At 40.2% G+C, this 19,019-nt stretch carries 13 protein-coding genes; 5 read left to right on the top strand and 8 right to left on the bottom strand.

The features are described 5' to 3' along the window. Nucleotides 1-6: 6 nt before the first annotated feature. The 7 genes from A2536_06170 to A2536_06140 all read right to left on the bottom strand — a co-directional run bounded on the left by A2536_06170 (nucleotide 7) and on the right by A2536_06140 (nucleotide 12,653). Nucleotides 7-336, bottom strand: a complete 330-nt coding sequence (locus A2536_06170) for a cupin (GenBank protein OGF45070.1) — start codon at nucleotides 334-336, stop codon at nucleotides 7-9. Nucleotides 337-502: 166 nt separating this feature from the next. Then, nucleotides 503-2,359, bottom strand: a complete 1,857-nt coding sequence (locus A2536_06165) for a hypothetical protein (protein OGF45069.1) — start codon at nucleotides 2,357-2,359, stop codon at nucleotides 503-505. Nucleotides 2,360-2,535: 176 nt separating this feature from the next. After that, the gene (locus A2536_06160) at nucleotides 2,536-3,252 is read right to left on the bottom strand and encodes an orotidine 5'-phosphate decarboxylase (protein ID OGF45068.1); all 717 of its coding nucleotides are present in this window, start codon (nucleotides 3,250-3,252) and stop codon (nucleotides 2,536-2,538) included. Nucleotides 3,253-3,434: 182 nt separating this feature from the next. Next, entirely contained in the window at nucleotides 3,435-7,937 is a 4,503-nt protein-coding gene (locus tag A2536_06155) for a hypothetical protein (protein ID OGF45067.1), read from the bottom strand. Between the two features lie 164 nt (nucleotides 7,938-8,101). Continuing rightward, nucleotides 8,102-10,258: a hypothetical protein gene (locus A2536_06150; protein OGF45066.1), complete on the bottom strand. Its 2,157-nt coding sequence runs from the start codon at nucleotides 10,256-10,258 to the stop codon at nucleotides 8,102-8,104. Continuing rightward, the gene (locus tag A2536_06145) at nucleotides 10,255-11,826 is read right to left on the bottom strand and encodes a hypothetical protein (protein ID OGF45065.1); all 1,572 of its coding nucleotides are present in this window, start codon (nucleotides 11,824-11,826) and stop codon (nucleotides 10,255-10,257) included. Before A2536_06145 ends, A2536_06150 begins: the two co-directional genes overlap by 4 nt. A gap of 26 nt (nucleotides 11,827-11,852) precedes the next feature. After that, complete coding sequence (locus A2536_06140; GenBank protein ID OGF45064.1) at nucleotides 11,853-12,653, bottom strand: hypothetical protein; 801 nt, start codon at nucleotides 12,651-12,653, stop codon at nucleotides 11,853-11,855. A 340-nt stretch (nucleotides 12,654-12,993) separates the two neighbouring features. On the opposite strand from A2536_06140, the gene A2536_06135 reads away from it, so the two are divergent. The 5 genes from A2536_06135 to A2536_06115 all read left to right on the top strand — a co-directional run bounded on the left by A2536_06135 (nucleotide 12,994) and on the right by A2536_06115 (nucleotide 17,782). Next, nucleotides 12,994-13,404 carry a hypothetical protein gene (locus A2536_06135; protein OGF45063.1) on the top strand — a complete coding sequence of 137 codons (411 nt, stop codon included), beginning with the start codon at nucleotides 12,994-12,996 and terminating at the stop codon, nucleotides 13,402-13,404. After that, entirely contained in the window at nucleotides 13,401-13,766 is a 366-nt protein-coding gene (locus A2536_06130) for a two-component system response regulator (GenBank protein ID OGF45062.1), read from the top strand. Before A2536_06135 ends, A2536_06130 begins: the two co-directional genes overlap by 4 nt. Before the next feature lie 115 nt (nucleotides 13,767-13,881). After that, nucleotides 13,882-15,486 (top strand): hypothetical protein, encoded by a 1,605-nt coding sequence (locus tag A2536_06125; GenBank protein ID OGF45061.1) that lies wholly within the window; start codon nucleotides 13,882-13,884, stop codon nucleotides 15,484-15,486. Further along, the gene (locus A2536_06120; GenBank protein ID OGF45060.1) at nucleotides 15,486-17,135 is read left to right on the top strand and encodes a hypothetical protein; all 1,650 of its coding nucleotides are present in this window, start codon (nucleotides 15,486-15,488) and stop codon (nucleotides 17,133-17,135) included. The genes A2536_06125 and A2536_06120 overlap by 1 nt, the downstream gene beginning before the upstream one ends. Further along, nucleotides 17,132-17,782: a hypothetical protein gene (locus A2536_06115; GenBank protein ID OGF45059.1), complete on the top strand. Its 651-nt coding sequence runs from the start codon at nucleotides 17,132-17,134 to the stop codon at nucleotides 17,780-17,782. The genes A2536_06120 and A2536_06115 overlap by 4 nt, the downstream gene beginning before the upstream one ends. A 44-nt stretch (nucleotides 17,783-17,826) precedes the next feature. Here the strand turns inward: A2536_06115 and A2536_06110 are convergent, their stop codons facing one another. Next, the gene (locus tag A2536_06110) at nucleotides 17,827-18,864 is read right to left on the bottom strand and encodes an epimerase (protein ID OGF45123.1); all 1,038 of its coding nucleotides are present in this window, start codon (nucleotides 18,862-18,864) and stop codon (nucleotides 17,827-17,829) included. Nucleotides 18,865-19,019: the final 155 nt, after the last annotated feature.

Below are 19,019 nucleotides of genomic sequence, written 5' to 3'. Positions count from 1 at the left end.
ATATCCTTATGACCTGATCATTACAAGCATCATCTTAAATTTTGTTATTGATTTTAGCGCATGGGGCTTACCCGCGGGAAGCACAAGAAATTCACCTTGCATAAGAACATATGACTTACCGGAAATAGTTATCGACACTTTCCCGTCCAGAACACAAACAAGCGCATCAAAAGGAGCAGTATGCTCACTTAAGCCTTCTCCTTTATCAAAGGAAAAAACTGTTACAGTGCCCGTTTTTTTGTTTATTAACTCACGGCTTACCACTGCCGATTTCTGATATTCAACAAAAGCTTTAGTATTAAATATTTTTCCCCGAAGATCGGCTGCCTTTTTCATGCTAGCTCCAAAAAAAAAAATGACTAACGACTAATGACTAGTGACTATTTATGGTATTATATTTATCAAACAAACTCCGGATTCTAATCGAACCCGGAGTTTGAGTAATCTTTTTAATTCGCATTGCTTTCCTAGCATCCAGAGCCTAGAACCCAGGAACCTATCTTTAGAATTTCATCTGCATTGCCATCATCGTGGATCTCTTAAAAAGATCCAACAGCGGATCATATGTCTGCCGTACTGTGAAAAGAAAGATAACACCCGGGGCCATTTCCATTCCAACTCTTCCGTAAGCCACGGTATTTGGACTTTTTATGGTAACCATATCAATGTCTTTTTGTTCATAACCGACTGCTACTTCAGAAATCTTCGGAATGAAATTGCCTCTATAAGAAGCTTCTGCCCTAATATAAGGTAATGAACCTTCATACTGCTCATAAGCTGCAACTATTTTCAACCAGGGTACTGGATTCGCACCAAGCTGTCCAAAGACACCCCTTAAACGATCTCCTCCGGCAGAAGGTAACACTGCAGGACGACTATCTTCATAAACATAATCAAAAAGACCCGCTACGAAGTTAGATTGAAGCGACCTGTATTCAAGCTGGTAATCAAAAATTGCAATTTTCCCCATAATGCCGGGAGCCGCAAAACCTTCCCCGCCGTCACGAAAGATACCATAATCCGCATAAATCAAGGCACTTAATATAGGTGTTTTAATAAGAGATATTCCCACATCCGCGCCATATTCTACCAGCGGACCGGCTTCAGGCAGAGCCACTTTATCTGTACCGACCAGTTGATATTTATCCTCTGCCGGATTAATATCATAAACTCCGGAAACACCTGCCTGAAGGAAATTAGGGATTATATCATAATACAAACGTCCTGCATATAATCTTCTCTTCATAATATCATTTGTCAGACCTTCCAAACCTATAGCGCCCTGTTTAATGTCTAACTCCAATCCAAAAGTCCTTTTATTCAGATCTATTCCGATATTTGAATATCTCCGGACTAAGAATCCATGACCAAGAGTGGAATCGTTAAGCACTCCAAGTTTAACATAAAGAGGTTCTCCCTTTAAGCCGTAACGGATGTATTTAAACATATTTTGAGCCGACTTCTGCCAGTCTTTCCAATCATCCTCTTTTACTCCATCATCATTCCAAAGTAATCTGATATCAAAGCCCGCTCCAAATTTTCCAAGCGTAAGTTCATAAAGGAAACTCATCATATAATAAGTCTTGCCATCAATGGAAACAGCTCCAAAACTTCCGCCAAAACCAGCATCACCCGCATTCTCGGGAGCTTTAGCCGCTTCTTTTGGCGGCACTACAGGAGCTTCTGCTTTCTTTTCCTCATCTTTTTTTTCTTCTGCTTTCTTCTCTTCTTTTTTTTCTTCCTTTGGTTTATCCTTCCACTCTTCATCCTGCTTTTCTTTTTCTTCCTTTGACATTTCCTCCGGTTTCCCTTCAAAAGCACCCGCAAAAGAAGCCTTTTCTCCGGCTTTTACAAATATTTCTTTTTTACCAATCGGATCTTTCATTGAAACAATACCGTCAAATACAACAAGATCTGACCCGTTAGTGTCGGCATCCAAACTAAAATCCGTACCTTTTACCGCCGCTATTATATTTTTTGTCTGAACCTGAAAAGTAGAATCATCTTTTTGAATCGTAAACTTTGATCTAATCTTGCCTATCCAAAGCTTTACAATCGTATCTCCGGTCTGATCCTTATCTTTAAGCTTATTAAGAGAGAGCGATGTATTTTCTTTTAGATTAATTTTACTTCCGTCCTCAAACGTAAGCTCAACTTTCCCTTCTCTAGTCCTTATTTCATCCCCCTGGTTCAGAACCAGATCAACCTTGACAGGAGACCATACCTGTTTTTTATTTTCATCTATCTTTGAAGTTTCCGCAACGCCTGTTACCGCCGATATTTTAGCAGTAGAAAGCTCAACGGCAAAAGCAGCCGTGGTTAAACAGAACATTAACACCAGAACTAAAACTTTTCTCATAAAGTTCCTCCTTGATTTAATAGTTTATTATATTAAGTATATTATAGAAGAAGGGTTTTGTCAATGCTCCAATTTGGTGATTTTAATCACATATTAAGATTGACGAATATCATGCATTCTTATGACTTTTACAATGCAAAGACTACAGCGGGTTTTCTAAGAATATCCACCAAAAGTCAGGATATTTCCGAGAGTATTTTTTTTGCCGCTTCAACAACATTTTCTGCTCCGGTAATGGGTCGGCCTACAACTATGAAATCCGCGCCTCTTTCTATGGCTTCTTCCGGAGTGACTATGCGTTTCTGGTCATTTTTAGCAGACCAATCCGGTCTGACACCCGGAACAATCACTTTGAAATCCTTACCACAAGCATTTTTTATCGATGTTATTTCTTCTCCGGAGGCGACAACACCCGAAAGTCCCGCTTCTTTTGCCAGTTTTGCAAGACGCACAACCTGTTCTGCGGCTGTTGACGCTATATTTAATTCGTTTTTTAAAATCCCGCTATTCATACTGGTTAGAACTGTTACCGCAATAAGTATAGGATGATTTTTTGATTTTTTAATTTCTTCCGCCGCTTTTTTCATCATCTCAAGCCCTCCGGAAGCATGAACATTAAGTATAAAAACATTCATATCTGCCGCGGAAGCCGCTGCTTTTGCCACCGTATTGGGAATATCATGAAATTTTAAATCCAAAAATACTTTTCCGCCCAAAGAATGAATTTTACTTACGATGGAAGGTCCTGCTGAAATGAAAAGTTCAAACCCAACTTTAAAAACTCCGACATAAGGCGCAACTTTCTCCGCAATACTTAACGCAGTCTTTTCATCAGAATAATCGAGAGCCACTATAATCTTGTCTTTGATATTTGTATTAATTTTAGACATCAACCCCCCGGTAAACAAATAAATTCGAAGTACTAAACTCGTCCGCTGAAAGCGAGATCTCGCCAAAGGCGGAAAATTCTAAACCTTAAAAAAGAGCAACAAAAAACTCACATTTAAAGCACTTTTTTTCTTTTTTTTACGCTTGCTTTTTCTTCGAATTTCGAATTTAAAATTTCGAGTTTGTTTTAGTTTCTCGGTTCATTCGGGTACCACAGCCATAAAACAAATTTGAATCTTTTACGAAGATCTTTCAGGGAAACACTGAGCACTTTAAGCCGGGACTCTATATCCATATGTATTTTTAACAACTTTTCTTTTTCTTCCGTCTCTTTCATAAGCTGATCGGCAAGAACATCATTTTCTTTATCCAGCTTTTGTATTTTTTCTTCGCTTTCCCTTATGCGGACTTCAAAAGCAGAAATACTTAACTGCGCACTTTCCAGTTCAGAGGTAAACTTAGCGGTATTATCTGAAGAATCTTTTTTTAGTTTCATGTAAGACGCTTCCATATCGGCCATCTGACCTCTGGTCTCTTTTTCCTTATCTTTTTGTGAACTCCACTGGGCCTCGCGAAGAGCGTATTCAGCCTGAATAGACTGAAGTTTTTGTTTTTCAGCTTTAAGCTCCGTTTCGTGTCTTCCTGTAATCTCTTTCAGCTGCATCTGAAGCCGGCCTATAGCAAGTTTTAGTTCTTCTTCCTTCATCTCGTAATCATTTTTTATCCGATTCTCAAGCTCGACAGCCTTTTCTTTTGCTGTTTCAAGATCTCTTTCTTTAACTTTCAAAACTTCCGCCAAAGCCTCAAGCTTCCCATTGAAGTCCTGAGTAAGATTGTTAATCTGATTATCCTTTTCCCCTGCAAGCTTTGAAAGTTCGTCCGACCTTGTAAGAAGTCCTCCGAGCTCCACCTGAAGTTTCTGATTATCAACTTCTTTATTCTTTATAATTTCTTTTACCGCAGCTGTCTCTTCCTCTTTTGATCTTAGATTGTCACCTGCAGCCGCAACTTCATTCTTAAGCTCTTCAATATACCTGTTCTGCTCATCCAGCTTGGACAGATTGGAATCTATTCCGCTCTTTATCCTGTTAAGTTCAACATCCCTCCTGTCTATCTCTTCTTTCAACTGCATCAGGCGTTCTTCATAATTTCCGGCAGAGGTTTCTTTTTCCTCAAGATTTCTATTTATTTCTTCCGTCAGATTGCGGATAATTTCCTCTTTCTCATCAGCCAGCGCTTTCACTTTATTATTTAATTCCTCTTCCAAACATCTTTTTTGTTCTTCCAGTTTCATCTGGTTTTCTTTTTTAACCGCATCAAGAACATTACCTGTCGTTATCAGCTCCGCTTTCAAGCTGTCAATCTCCTGAAGCAGCCGGTTTTTCTCCGTATCAAATTGAAGACAGGAAATACTGCTAAACTCTTCCGTCTCTCTTTTCACTCTTTCTATTTCCAATCCAAGATTATTACGTTCATTATCCAGCTTTTCCTCATAGGAAAGTTTCAAAGTATCAGCTTCTGTTTGAAGCCTGATCAGCTCTTTTTGCGCAATATTTAATTCATTAAGCGCATTTTCGCGATCTGATTCAAGTTCTTTGGTCTTAAACTCAAACTTATTCTTATCTTCTGTCAGATTTGAAACCGTATACATAAGATCTTTCAGTTCTTTATCTTTTGTTTCCTCAGCTTTACTCTTTTCCAGGATAAGCTCTTTGATAGCAGCTTTTTCTTTTTCTATTTTAGATATAGTATCGTTTAAACTTATTATTATAGTATCTTTGTCTTTCATCTGAGAAGAAAGATTACCGCTCTGGCCCTGTTCTTTCAGTACCTTAAGTTCTACTTTTACCCTTTCGAGTTCAGAAAGAAGCGCTGCTTTACCGGAAGTTTCGACATTATACTCTCTTTCCACGTTTGCGCTTTCTTCATTTAACTTGAAAAGGGTACTTCTTAAGCTTTCTATCGCAATACTTTTCTCTGCCAGAGCTTTTTGCAGTCTTTCATTATCTTCCTTAAGTCCGGATAACTCATACAAAGTGCCTTCTTTCACCCTGTTTACCTCTGCTCTGCTTCTTTCCAGGTCCTCGGAAAGCAACTGTTTATCATGTTCAAGCCGGCGCATAAAAAGTTCAAGTTCACGGAGCTTCTCTTCTTTTTCAAAAATAACGCCGTTTCTGATGTTAAGTTCAGTTTCCAGACGCCGCTTTTCATTGTCCTTTTCCGTTATAGTATTTTCCAGGTTTTTAAGACGCTCCTGGGTTCTTCCAAAATCCGCCGCACGGTCTTCTTCAAGTTTACGAAGATTCAGGATCTGCTCCTCCAGAAGTTTCTTATATTGTTTCTCTTTTTCTTCATATTGAGATATAAAGAACCGGTATTCCTGTTCTTTACGGAGCAGCTCGTCTTCTTCTGTTTTCAATTTAATTATCAGAAGCCGGTTCTCTTCCATTTGTTTAAAAGCACTTTCGTCTTTTTCACTCAGTCTGTCATAAAGCTGTTTTTTCTGTTGTTCAAGACGGGACTGCCAGACACCTTCACTCTCTTTTATTTTTTCTTCCAGCGAAGCAAGCACCTGTTCTTTTTTTGCTATTTCAGAAGAGAACTCATAATCCTTCAGCGAAAGCTTTTCGGCAAGCGCGGCCTTTTCCGCAAGAAAGGTTTCCTCAAATTCTTTCAACTCGCGCCCTTTCTGCAGAAACGCCTCGTTAAACGCTGCTTCCTGTCTTGATAGCTCGCTTTTTAGCGCCGTCAACTCCGCTTCTTTCAGAGTTATCCTTTGTTTCCAGAGTTCATCGTTATCACTTACCTTTTTAACCGCATCCAGCGCACGCGCTTCCAGTTCATAGGCCTTCCGCCTTAATTCCGCCTCTTTATCCAGGAAATCCCTAACAAGCCCGGCCTTTTCTTTTTCCTTAAGCTCACCCAAAGCCAGAAGTCCGTCTTTCGCCTCTTTAATCTCTCTATCCTTTTCTTCAGTAAATACTTTAATTTCTATTTCCTTTTTTTCCAGCAGAGCTCTGGCTTCCGCTTTTGTTGCGGCAACTTCTCTATCCCTGGCCGAAAGAACATTTCTAATTTCAGACTTAAGCACTTCAATTTCTTTGTCGCGCCCTTCGGTCACACTGGAGTATTCCTGCCTGATCGCCAGAAGCTCCGTTTCTTTAATTTTTGCAGCGATACTTATTTCTTTTCGCAGCGCTTCGAATTCTTTCTCGCGATTATCCAGCACGGTTTTAAGTTCATTACTAATTGCTTTAATTTCCCCGTCCTTGGCATTTAAAAGCTCAAGAAGTTTATCCCGTTCATGGCCAAAAGAATTTTCTTTTTCTTTTAACCCCGCTTTTTCTTTTTCAAACGCTTCTTTCAGTTCAAGCTCTTTTTCCTTAAGAATAACCCTTTCTTTTTCCAGCTGCTCTTTCAAACCTGTTCTTTCTTTCTCAAAAGCCCCTTTCAATTCCTGTTCTTCACCGGCAAGGGAAATTCTTTCTTTTTCCAGCTGCTCTTTTAATTCCCGTTCTTTTTCTTTAAACTGGGCCTTTAGTACCGTAATCCATTCTTCACGCTCCACCCAGAGGTTTTTTTCCCTCTCTTTTAGTTCCTGATCAAACTTAGCAAGGGCAAGCTTGCCATCCATCTCCGCATCTTCAACTTTCCCCGCCAGATATTTCTCCCTGTCGGCAAAAGCCTCTTTAAGAGTGTTTATCTCTTTCTCCCGGGCCGCAAGCACTTCAAGGATATTTTCTTTTTCTTTTCCAATTTTCTCCGTTTTATCCTTTATTGTTCTGCCTGTTTTTTCCTCAATATCCCTGACTTCGTCCTGTTTTTTTTCAAGTACTGCGCGGATTTTGGATTCCTGAAGAGTAATTTCGACTTTCATGGAATTTATCTCGTCTTCTTTTGCCTTTAAAGTCTTCAACCAGGTTTTTTCCCGTTCTTCCTGAAGCTTCTCCTCCGCATTTCTAAGTTCGTTCAAAGCCTTTTCTTGAAGGTCCCGCACTTCCTGTTCTTTTTTCTTCCAGCCGCCTTCTATTTCTTTAAGCCGGCTTTCCAGCTCGGTATTCTTTTTCTCAAGAGATTTTTTCTCTTCAGCCAGGCGGGAGTGCTCTCTGCTCATTTTGCTTTTCAGCTCAGTTTCTACTTCGATTATTTTATCGTTCACCAGCTGATCTTTATTGTTCAGAGTATCTCTGATCCGTCTTACTTCATTTTCTTTTTCGGTAACAACTTTACTCCACTGCTCTTTGTCCTTTTCAAGTTTCTGACGGTAAGTATCAATCTCTTTCTTGAGCTCCTGTTTTTGCGCGTCAAATTTGATTCTTGATTCTTCCAGCTCTCTCTGCAGTTTTTCTTTTACTTCATTTATTTCAAGTTCTTTCTTCTGCAAACTGCTCTGTGTCGTTATAAGTTTATCCGCAAGATCTTTTTCTCTTTGAAGGGAAACAGGTGCTTTAAAGAAGGAATTATCCAGAAAGGGATTATCGGTTTCTGTTTTAGCTGCAAAACCGGAAACTTTAGACAAATCAGAAGGTATTTCCATAGAAGGGGTCTCAACAGGTAAACTTGGATCCATAGACGGAAATCCTATTCCGGACGCATCTGCACCTTCCGAAGGAAAATCCGGCAAAGCCGGTCCGCCGTTTTGCTTCTCTTCGCCTTCCGGCATAGGCGGTAAGCCCATGTCATCAACCACAAAAACCTCCATAAAAGCAAATCACTAATAACTAAGCACTAAATCCTAAACCTTAAAACTCTCATCTTTTTGTTCTTGCTGCGCATCCGAGCATCCGAGCATCCAAGCATCCGTTCTATTCTTGCTACGCCTCTGAGCCTCTGAGCCTCTGCGCTTCCGCGCATCTATAAAGCCGTCTTGTTCCTCGCGTTGTAATCCTTCATCCAGGCGGAAAGCTGCGGGTTATTCGGATTAATACTAAGAGATTTCTGATACGCCCGCACTGTTTCTACTAAATTTTTCTTCGCGTAAAAACAATTCCCGATATATTGATAAATCTGCCAGAGATTTGGATTCAAAGCCAGACATTTTTGGAAGTCCTTAATAGCATCATCAAATCTTTTTTCTTTATAGGCGGTTATGCCTCTATTATATACCGTGGTCATATCTTCAGGCCCGGTTGCTTTTGCAGCGCCCTGTGCCGGCGCGGCCGCCGCAGGTTTCTGCCCTCCGACCTCCGTCCTCTGGCCCCCTGCTGCCGTCTTTTTCGAGACAAACAATCCTTCTTTTTCTTCTTTTACTTCCCCTCCTGCTTTTGCTTCCGTCTTCTCTGCAGGGGTATTTTCCACCTGTCTAAAGATATTGACCATTGAAAGCACTTTTCCGGTATTCTTACCCTCATAATCTTTTATGCTTACTTTCTTTTCGCTAAAATCAGTTCTAGAAGGGGTATTTTCTCCGCCCACAGCAGCTTCATCCGCAACAGCCTGTTCCTCTTCATTTTTTATTAAACTTGCATCTAGTTTTTCAATACGGCCTATTTTATCCATACGCCTTTTCTTGCCTTTACCCAGAGAGATCTTTCCTTCTTTTTCAAGTTTTTTAATGGAATTGACAATTTTTGCGCGTTCTTCTTCTATTTGCATCGGGGTCAAGTAACCCACGAGGTTCATTTCTTCCTGGAGCAGGGTTTGAGCGCCGGTAGATATGTTCTTTTTTACTTTTTCAACTATTTCAACAGGCGCACTGGTCAAACCTTTGGCAAGTACATCTGTTTTTATCTCTCTAAGGACAAGCTGGAGCGCAGCATCCTCAAGGTCAACAACATTTTCAAAGGCGAATACTTCTTTCCTGATCTTTTCCGCAAGCGCGGGACTTTCTTTCTCCAGGGCCTCTAAAATCTCATCTCTGGTTGTCTTATCCAGGCGATCCAGTATCCCGATAAATCTTTCAACACCGCCGACCAGAAAGTCTATCTTTCTTTTTATTTCTTCCTCCGCTTTTATCACACTCTCCGCAGTTGCCTGCTTTACCTGCGCCATAGCAAGCGCAACTTTAGCCTGCTGCTCCAGCGGAAGCGCCGACATAACCTCTGCAGCCTCCTCCTGGCTTAAATAAGTCATAATAAGAGAAACAATCTCCGGAGGTTCCTGCTGAATAAGATACACCAGATTTTGCATGTTAGCTTTTTTTATGAAAGAGAAAGGCTTGAATATTTTTACTTCCCCGTTCTTCTCAAGAGAAAAAGAAGCACCGCTTCCGCCTTCCAGCAGTTTTGCTTCCCCTCCTGCCGCCGAAATTGCCCCTGCCGACATAGGCCCGCCCTGAGCAATCTGACCCGGAGCTCCGGGCCCGCCGCCAAGAGGATTTCCTCCTTGATTTGCACCCATATCAATACTTATCTCTCTTCCTTTTCCTTCTACCATTGACTTGGAGAAATTTCTCATAAGAGACCTGACCGGCCCGAATAAGAAAGCTATGACTGAAACCACTATCAATAAAATCAACAGAGTTGTTTTGTTTGTTTCAAAGAAGGCTTTACTGGAAGTAGCAAATACCATATATTTTATATCTATCTTTTGATTGGCAGCCGGCAGACCGATAGTTTTTCCGATGGCCTCCAGCAATTGTTTCCCAACTTCAGTTGTTTCCAGACTTTTATCCAATAAAAGCATTACCTGTACCATCGTGATCTTGGGCTTTGCTATTGATACAAATTTTTCTTCATTTTTTTGAGGTTTCAAACCGGGAGGCATCGGTATACCGGGAATCAGAAAGCCATCCGTATCATCATCAGCCGTCTTGGTGTAGGTTATTTTTTGCTTTGTTTCAATATCAGATGTAACGTCAACAGAAACCGTAACTGTAGACTTGTCGGGCCCCAGAGTGCGCAGTAAAACACTCTCTATACTTTCCTTAAGCGACTTTTCATAATTTTGTTTGAACATTAATATATCCGTAGAGCTGCCCTCAGAAGAAATACTTTGCGCAAAAGCAGAAAAGGGCAGCAGGAAAATAGCTGCGGCAAAACTTCCCACAATGTAATTACTGATCCTTTTCATTTTTTCTCCGGGTCAAACAGTCTTTCCGGTATATCTTTCTCCGTCAAGTCATCCGCTTTTTTCCGTTTAAATATCTTTCTTAAAGACATCATTTTACCGTCGTCCTGATTTTCATAATAACTCAGACCCACTCTTTCTTCACCGTCCCGGAGGACACCGGTATTCTTTCCCGCCTTCGATACCGTAATTTTAGAAAGTGTCTTGTCCTTTACCGGAAGCTGTAAAATCCCTTCACTCTCCAGAGCATGAAACAGTTTTAATATCTTACTACGTTCCTTCTCAATTGCTATCGGAGTTATATAACCGGTCAAATCAATTTCTTCTTTGAGTCTGGCTCTCTTGCCTTCCGAGAGATTACGGTTAAACTTATTAAACAACGTTTCCGAAGCACCATTTAGCGCTTTGGCCAGAATATCCGGTTGAATTTCTTTCAAAGCCAGCTGCAGGGCTTCATCAGGAAGCTCCGCTATCGAGTCAAAGGTAAAAATTGAGTTCTTAAACCTGCCCGCTACTTCCGGGCTGTCCTTAAAGAGCGCCGAAAGAATACTATCCCTGGTCCCTGCATCCATCTTTTCAAGTATTCCGGTGAATTTATCAATGCCGCCCACCAGAAAATCAAGCTTATCTTTTACCCGGCCTTCAGCCTGTCTTACGCTCTCCTTATTAGTCTGTTTTACTTCCAGCATAGAAAGAGCTATTTTTGCTTTTACTTCAGGCTCAAAGTACCCGACTATCAAAGCAGCATCCTCTTCCTTTAGATATGAAAGAATCAGCGATATCACATCCGGCGACTCGTTTTGTATTATTATCGCAAGGTTTTTCAGATTATCCCTGCTGATAAAGGCAAACGGTCTTTCCTCTATTTCAGCTTTTCCGGGTTCAGTTATAACTGAACTTTTGTTTTCACTGTTTATTACAACACTACCGGGCGCTTTGCTTCCTTCAAAACCGGAAAAACCCGCTTTTTCCATCTTAATATCGATTACCCTTGAAGCAGGGCGGCCGGCCAAAATCCCTTTCATAAAGCTTCGCAGCGGACCAAACAAAAAACCCAGAAATACAAGAGCTGCAACCAGCAGGAGCAGAAACGCTTTTCTTTCTTCAAAGAACGAGAGAAAACCGGCACCGGTAAATTTCATTTTTCTGATATACAGGCTATTTTCTTTCAAACCTTTAAAAATTCTAAGTACAGAATCCTTTACTTCTGCTTCCGTTACTTCGTCTACACTTTCGTCAAGAATCACCGTAATAGAAACACCGGTTAACTTGTGTTTGCTCTCCGTAATCTTCTGCTCAACCTTCGAAGTATTTTCTCCGAAAAGCTGCCAGATAGTCGAGTCAATCTTTTCTGCCGGATCAGTTTTAAAACTCCGGCTCGTAGTCCTCTCGACAGTCGGACTTATTTCCACAGAAGCTTCAGCGTAGTATTTTTTTCCGCCGACTATTTTTTCAAGCAGTCCGTTTATCCTGTTTTTAATCTCTTTCTCGTAGAGCATTTTAAATTGAAGAGCATCTGTATCAGAAGCTCCGGCTAAATTATCTCCTCCGGAACAGGCAACAATTAACATTAAAAGGAGTAGAGCAAGTTTCCTGATCAGACCATCTCCTTTACCACACTTTCGATTACATCTTTATTAATAGTGTCAAGCTTCTTTGAGAACCCTGCAAGCAGCGACCAGTTGCAAACATTATTAATCTCTCTCGGAACCCCCCGTGTCTGCTCGAATATTGCCTTAATCGCAAGATTCGTAAAAAGCGGATCGGTGCGCCCCGCTACTTTTAAACGATGAAGTATGTATTCGCCTGTCTCCTGCTCTGTAAGCGCATCAAGATGATACTGCATCGCAAGTCGTTGTTTTAACTGAGGAATCCTGTTAATTTTTTCTCTGAGTTCTGTCTGGCCTACAAGCACTAACGTAACATAGAACTTATCCGACGGCTGCAGAGAAAGAAGAAGCCGAAGCTCTTCCAAAGTCTCATTATCTTTCACCAGCTGAGCATCATCAACAACTACGACGGTATTACGCCCTATTTCAATATTTCTTTTGAAAACTTCCCGAAGAATATTCAAAAGATCGCTTTTTTCTGAAGGAAGCTTGTCCACCACCGCCACCTGCCGCGCTATTTCTTTTATCATTTCAATAGAGGATAACTGGGGATTGGTAATAAATACAAATTTGTTTTGATTAGAGTTTAATTGCGTCGAAAGAATTCTGGTAAGAATAGTCTTACCGCTTCCATAGTCGCCGGTAAGCATTGCCGCACCCTGGCGCTCAGATATGACATAGAGCATACGCATAAGAGCTTCTTCGTGCATCGGAGAGGCATAGAACATTTTAATATCAAGAGTATTTTCAAAAGGCTTTACATTAACGCCCCAATAGCTTTTGTACAAAGCATGCTCCTTTTGCCTCTTTTTTCACTTCCGCTGAAAAAGCTTAAAAATACGCACGAGCTTAGTAAATTATATATAAATAATGCTTGTTTGTCAAGATTTTTTTACGCATTTCAAGGAAAATTGTTCTGATAGTAAAGGAATAAGAATATCTTGTTAAACTGCATTTGTTCTTATTTTTGTAACTCATTATGCATCAATAGTATATTTCATATTTTTGTTTTTTTCCACCGAAACTCATTGATTCTTATACATTTTTATTGTATAATTTAAGAAATATTAAGCTTCTTCTCGAGAAATTATAGCACTTTTTAAGCATAAAGACAAAAAGGACAGATAAATGATACAGGAAAAGCAGTTTTCTTTGCTTCTTTTCTCGATTTCAGGGAATAAATACTTCATTGATATCAACTTTCTTCTTGAGATAATTCCATTTCAAGCCATAACCCGTCTTCCCGGATCTTCGGAAAAGATCACAGGTATCACAAATTACCGCGGTCAAATCATAGGTGTTTTTGATCTGCCTCAAATTCTCAATATTACCGAAGATAAGGATAGAAAAAACAGAATTATTGTGGTAAAAAATAATAAAGAGAATTTTGGCTTTGCTGTATCAAGAGTTTTTGAAGTAGCATACATTAACAAGGACGATATTAAGAAATCATACGGTATGTTTACTTTTATTGCCTCCTACAAAGGAGAGGAAATAGAAGTACTAAATCCGGCAAAGATTTCACAGGAGGAAAAATGAGCAAAATTTTGATAGTGGATGACTCATCGTTTATGAGGTTGATGCTCAAGGATATTTTAAGGGCCAAACACGAAATCGCAGATGAAGGAACCAACGGACAAGAAGCAGTGGAAAAATACAAAAAGCTAAAACCCGACCTCGTTACGATAGATATGATAATGCCCGTGCAAAACGGTATTGACGCGGTTAAAGAAATAGTAAAATTTGACCCCGGCGCAAAAGTAATCATGGTCTCAGCGATGGGACAGGAACTCCTGGTGGAAGAAGCGATGCAAAGCGGAGCCAAGGCTTTCATCGTGAAACCTTTTCAGGGAGACAAAGTACTGGAAGTTATCGACAAAGTTTTAAAAGAAACAAAGTAATGGAACACGCCCTGTACCATTCACTAGGCTCAGGTGCAGGGTTACATTAGATTAAGGTTTTGAAATATTATAGGTTTGCAAGATATATTACAAACATATTTCATAGCGAGGTAATGTGTCAGAGCTGGATCAATACCGTGAAATATTTACGAACGAAAGCCGCGAAATAATCGGAAACCTTAACAAGGTGTTGATTTCCCTTGAAAAGGAACCAAAAAATACCGATTTAATCAATGAATGTTTCAGATATCTGCATAACATCAAAGGGATGTCTGCAACCATGGGCTTTGAAAAAATTACAAAGATTTCCCATGAGCTCGAAAACATTATGGATTTTGTGAGAAAAGGCACTCATCCTATGACGCTGGAAATCATCAATGCACTTTTCAAAGGTATTGATATGTTAGATACACTTGTAAACGGACTTTACAAACGTATTGACGGAACGGTATCACTTGATCCTCTTATAAATGAGATTAAAGAATGCATAAACACGAACAGTGCTGTTTCTGAAAATAAAACCGGCTTAGATACAGACAAAAAAACTGAAGTAATATCAGGAAGAGATGAATTTGTAAAACCCGCCTCACTCAGGATAGATTTAAAAGTATTGGACGAGCTTATAAATCTCACAGGGGAAATGATAATAAGCAAAAACCGTTTACAGGAGCTGGTCTCAAAATCCGAAGACGCGGAACTTGCCAACTCCCTCTACAATACCAACAAAATAATGTCGGAACTCGAAAATACTATTTTAAAAACAAGAATTGTTCCGGCAGAATATATTTTTAACCGCTATCCGAGATTAGTCAGAGATACCATGAGATTGCAGAAAAAAGAAATTAATTTTATAGTGGAAGGCAGCGATATAGGACTGGACAGGGGTATTTTAGATGAACTTTATGATCCGCTGATACATATTCTACGAAACTGCGTTTATCACGGTATCGAAACCCCGGAAATGAGGAAGGCTTGCGGAAAAAACCAGACCGGCATTATCCGTTTAACAGCTAAAAAGCTTGAAAATCATGTGCTTATTGAGGTCTCGGACGACGGCGCGGGTCTTGACTCAGAAAAAATCAAAAAAATAGCGGTACAAAGAGGACTTTTAAAAGAAGAAGAGCTTCCGGGGCTGACAGACAATCAAGCTTATGCATTTTTAACAAAACCCGGATTTTCAACAGTTGAGAAGGCCGACAGCACCTCAGGCAGAGGTGTCGGGCTGGATGTTGTAAAAACCAAAGTGGAAGCCTTAAACGGAATTTTTACTATGACGACAGAACCAAAAAAAGGCAGCAAGTTCACTATTAAAGTACCGCTTACACTGGCAATAATTCAGGCATTGATTGTAGATATTCAAGGTGAAACTTACGCCCTCCCCTTCTCCGCAGTCAGAGAAGTTTTATCCGCAGGAGAAAATGTAAACGGCTCTATTGAGTACAGAGGAAAAGCGGTACCGATAATTAAATTAAAAAAACTCCTTCTGTCGCCGGAAAATGAAGTTAAACCGGACAGGGAAGTAATCATAACCGAACATCACGGGAAACTTTTCGGCCTTGAAATAAATAAAATAAAAACCCAGCATGAGATAGTGGTAAAGCCCATAAACAGTAATCTTAAGACTCTTAAATTTTTCTCAGGCGCAACAATACTAAGCGACGGGCAAGTAGCGCTGATACTGGACATTAATACCATACTGGATGAAGGAGAAATAAACTGATGGCTTTAAATATCGGGAAGAAGATATTATTAATGTCTATTTTGAGTTTTGCGCTGGTTGCTGCCGCAATGATCGGGACTTTCAAGTATTATGACTATTTGATTACCGATAATGTAAATAAAATTCAAGAAGATAATGAAGCTCTCCTCTCCTTTAAGGACGTCCAACTAAAGCTAAGAAACTACAAGGATAACAGAGACGGTAAACTGATAACTGCCGCAAAAAGCGGCGCCAAAGATGAGACCACAGGTTTTAAGATAATACTAACTTCAAGAAGAACCAATATTCTTAAATCCGGCAAACCGGCTGACGCGGCAAAAATTGAAAATGCGCTTGCCCGCTGTACAGAGCTGGAGTCTTCTCTTGCAAAACTCGCAAAAGGTTATGATGACCTTGAGGTCAGCAAAGCACTCATGGCGAGTGAAGAGATGGCTCCCAAGGTCAAAGAACTCATTAAAGATGACGAGAAAGATTTCGACAAAAACATAGAATTTGCAAAAAAAATAGTTTTTTCAGCAATCGGAGCAATACTTCTCATTATCATGAGTTTTTCTTTCGGAATCTCCGGGTCAATGGTAGGACCAATAAATAAACTTACGACTATCTCCATAAATTCTTCAAAAGGAGACCTGACTCAAAGTATCAATACATCAGGTACGGACGAAATAGCCGAACTCTCCAGAGCTTTTAATACGCTGGTGCAAAACCTGGCAAAGATTGTCATTGAGCTTCGTAATACTTCTCAACATATTTCGAAATATTCGGTAGAGCTTTCAGCTGTATCAGAGGAGCTTAACTTCTCTTCGCTTAATGTAAGCACCTCGGTGCAAGGAATCGCAAGAGCCACCTTTGTACAAAGGAAGCAGATTGAAAAAACAACCCAGGTGATAGACACTATGGCAAATTCTGTTTCGGCTGTCGCGCAAAGAGCACAGACCCAGGCAGACAAAACCTCTCTGGCTACAACAATAGCCGAACGAGGAAGCCAGACAACAAAGGAAACCATCAGCAAGATGAGGCAGATCAGTAATACTGTTACAAATTCTTCAAATATGGTAAAACATTTAAAAGAAAGATCAAATCAGATCGGCTTTATAGTAGAAGCTATTACAAAGATAGCTGAGCAGACCAATCTTTTGGCTATTAATACCGCAATAGAAGCGGCAAGAGCCGGTGAAGGAGCAAGAGAGTTCAGAGTCATCGCAGATGAAATAAGAAAACTCGCAGAAGCCTCCGGCAAGGCAGCAGATCAGATAGTAAGATTACTTAAGGAAATACAAGGCGAGACCAATCAGGTAATCACGGCTACAGAGACAGGCGCAGTGGAAGTAGAAGAAGGTGTCTCTTATGTAAATAAGACGGGTGCAGCTTTGGAAGAACTTACAAAAGCAGTCTGGGATATAAGTAACCTTGCCACTGAAATATCAAAAAATACACTGGAGCAGTCCTCCGGTTTTGAACAGGTAAGAAAAGCCATCACTACCGTGACATCAATATCGGAAGAGAACGCCTTATCTACAGAAGGCGTCTTAAAACTCACACAGAGAGAATCCGAATTAACAAAAAAAATAACAGAATCTTCGTCCCAGTTAAAAAAATTGTCAGAAGAGTTGACTGACCTGGTGACAAAATTCAAGGTGAACGAATGAAACTACCCGTACTTACAGACATACAAAGAGACTCTTTAAAAGAAATTGCCTCAATAGGAGTCTCTCACGCGGCAACAGCGCTTTCCAAAATGATAAATAAGAAAGTGCTTATAGACGTGCCCCAGGTTAATATCGTACCAATCGACGACCTTGCTAAAGAGATAGAGTCCTCAGAAGACCTTATGGTAGGTATTTATTTCAGGGTAATCGGAAAAGTATCAGGTAAAGTACTTTTAACCTTTAAAAAAGAAAGCGCGCTCTTACTTACGGATGTATTACTTAAAAAGAAAAGCGGCGAAACAAAGATACTCGCCGAGCTGGAGCAATCAGCGCTTAAGGAGCTCGGAGCCATCTCCACAGCTATCTGCCTTAACGCAATAGCTGACCTCCTGAAAATGACACTGCTGCCTTCCATCCCTCATTTCACTTATGACAGGGCAAATTCAATTGTAAAGACACTTTTCGACGAAGTAAAGGGTGATTATAAATACCTGATGGTTGTAGATTCGGTATTTAAAGAGTCAAATAACCACATCCTGGGTAAGTTCCTCCTCTTCCCTGACCAAGAGGCCTTCAATGCAATATTTAACGCATTACAACTGCAAACTTTAGCTCAGAATAAGCACACGAAGGAGTTAAAAAAGTAATATACATTTTTTAAAAAGCGACTCCACTGATACAAGATAATGCATCAGAAAAACATTTTAACGATTTTTAATATTCCTTGTTTCCACGGGACACGGTGGGAAACTCCTGAACTTTCAGCAAACTTATCTACGTTCTCCAGATACCATTTATAATTTCTAAGCAAAGCATCTTTGTTTGAAAATTTAGGTTTGTATCCGAGTTTTTGTTCGGCTTTTTCTATGGAGACAAAGGAATCTTTGGAAGCGGTTTCGTAAACCCATTTGTACAACGGGGAAAGTTTTAAAAGTTCAAGTAATCTTAACATCATAATCACCGGACCGGCAGGAAAACCTCTTACCTTTTTTCCAAATCCTGCATAATCCAAAACAGATTGGTAATCCTCACCCATAGTGGTAAACTCTTTAGCGCCAATATTGAAGGTATCATTAACTACCTGTTTATCCAGCGTTGCCGTCAGATAAATCGCTTCACACAGATCGGCAACATCCAGAAACTGATATTTGTTCTTACCGTTCCCTATCATCGGAAATCCCTTGCCGTCTTTCGCCCAGTCATAGAAGAGAGCGAATACACCAAGACGCTCCGGTCCTATAAATGATTTCGGCCTTATTATCGGGACACAAACCCCCTTCTTTCTGAAATCAACGCAGACTTCTTCCGCAAGAATCTTAGCTTCTCCGTAAGGCCCTACTCCTATTTTTTTATCATCTTCCTTTAAAGGATGATGGTCAGGAATACCATAAACCGCAGTAGAGGAGATATGAATAAACCTTTCCGCATTCACTTCTTTAGCCGCCTCTATTACATTTCTGGTGCCATCCACATCCGTAGTAAATATATCTTCTTTTGAATACAAGGGAAGAGCCGCCGCGCAATGAACCACGATTTGCGCTCCTTCCATAGCCCTTTTAACAGCGGCTTTATCTCTGATATCTCCGTCAATGATCCTTATTTTATCCTTAACATCAGGATAAGTGAACTCGGCAAAATCAATAGAGGTTACTTCATGACCCTTTGACAGTAAGAACCGAATAAGGTTGATGCCAAGAAAGCCGGAACCGCCCGTTACGAGATATTTCATGCTAACTTCTCCTTTTAATATTTTTTCTGCTTTCATATACTTCCGACTGACATACTGAATCACTAATTCAGACTGTGTCGCAATTAAATTACTAACATGATATAATATGGCATATTCACTCCAAAGGAGCAAGCCATGTATCGCACTGGTGACAG

It is taken from the genome of Candidatus Firestonebacteria bacterium RIFOXYD2_FULL_39_29 (assembly GCA_001778375.1).
Lineage (GTDB): Bacteria > Oederibacteriota > D2-FULL-39-29 > D2-FULL-39-29 > D2-FULL-39-29 > D2-FULL-39-29.
This window is presented reverse-complemented; position numbering and strand designations above follow the sequence as displayed.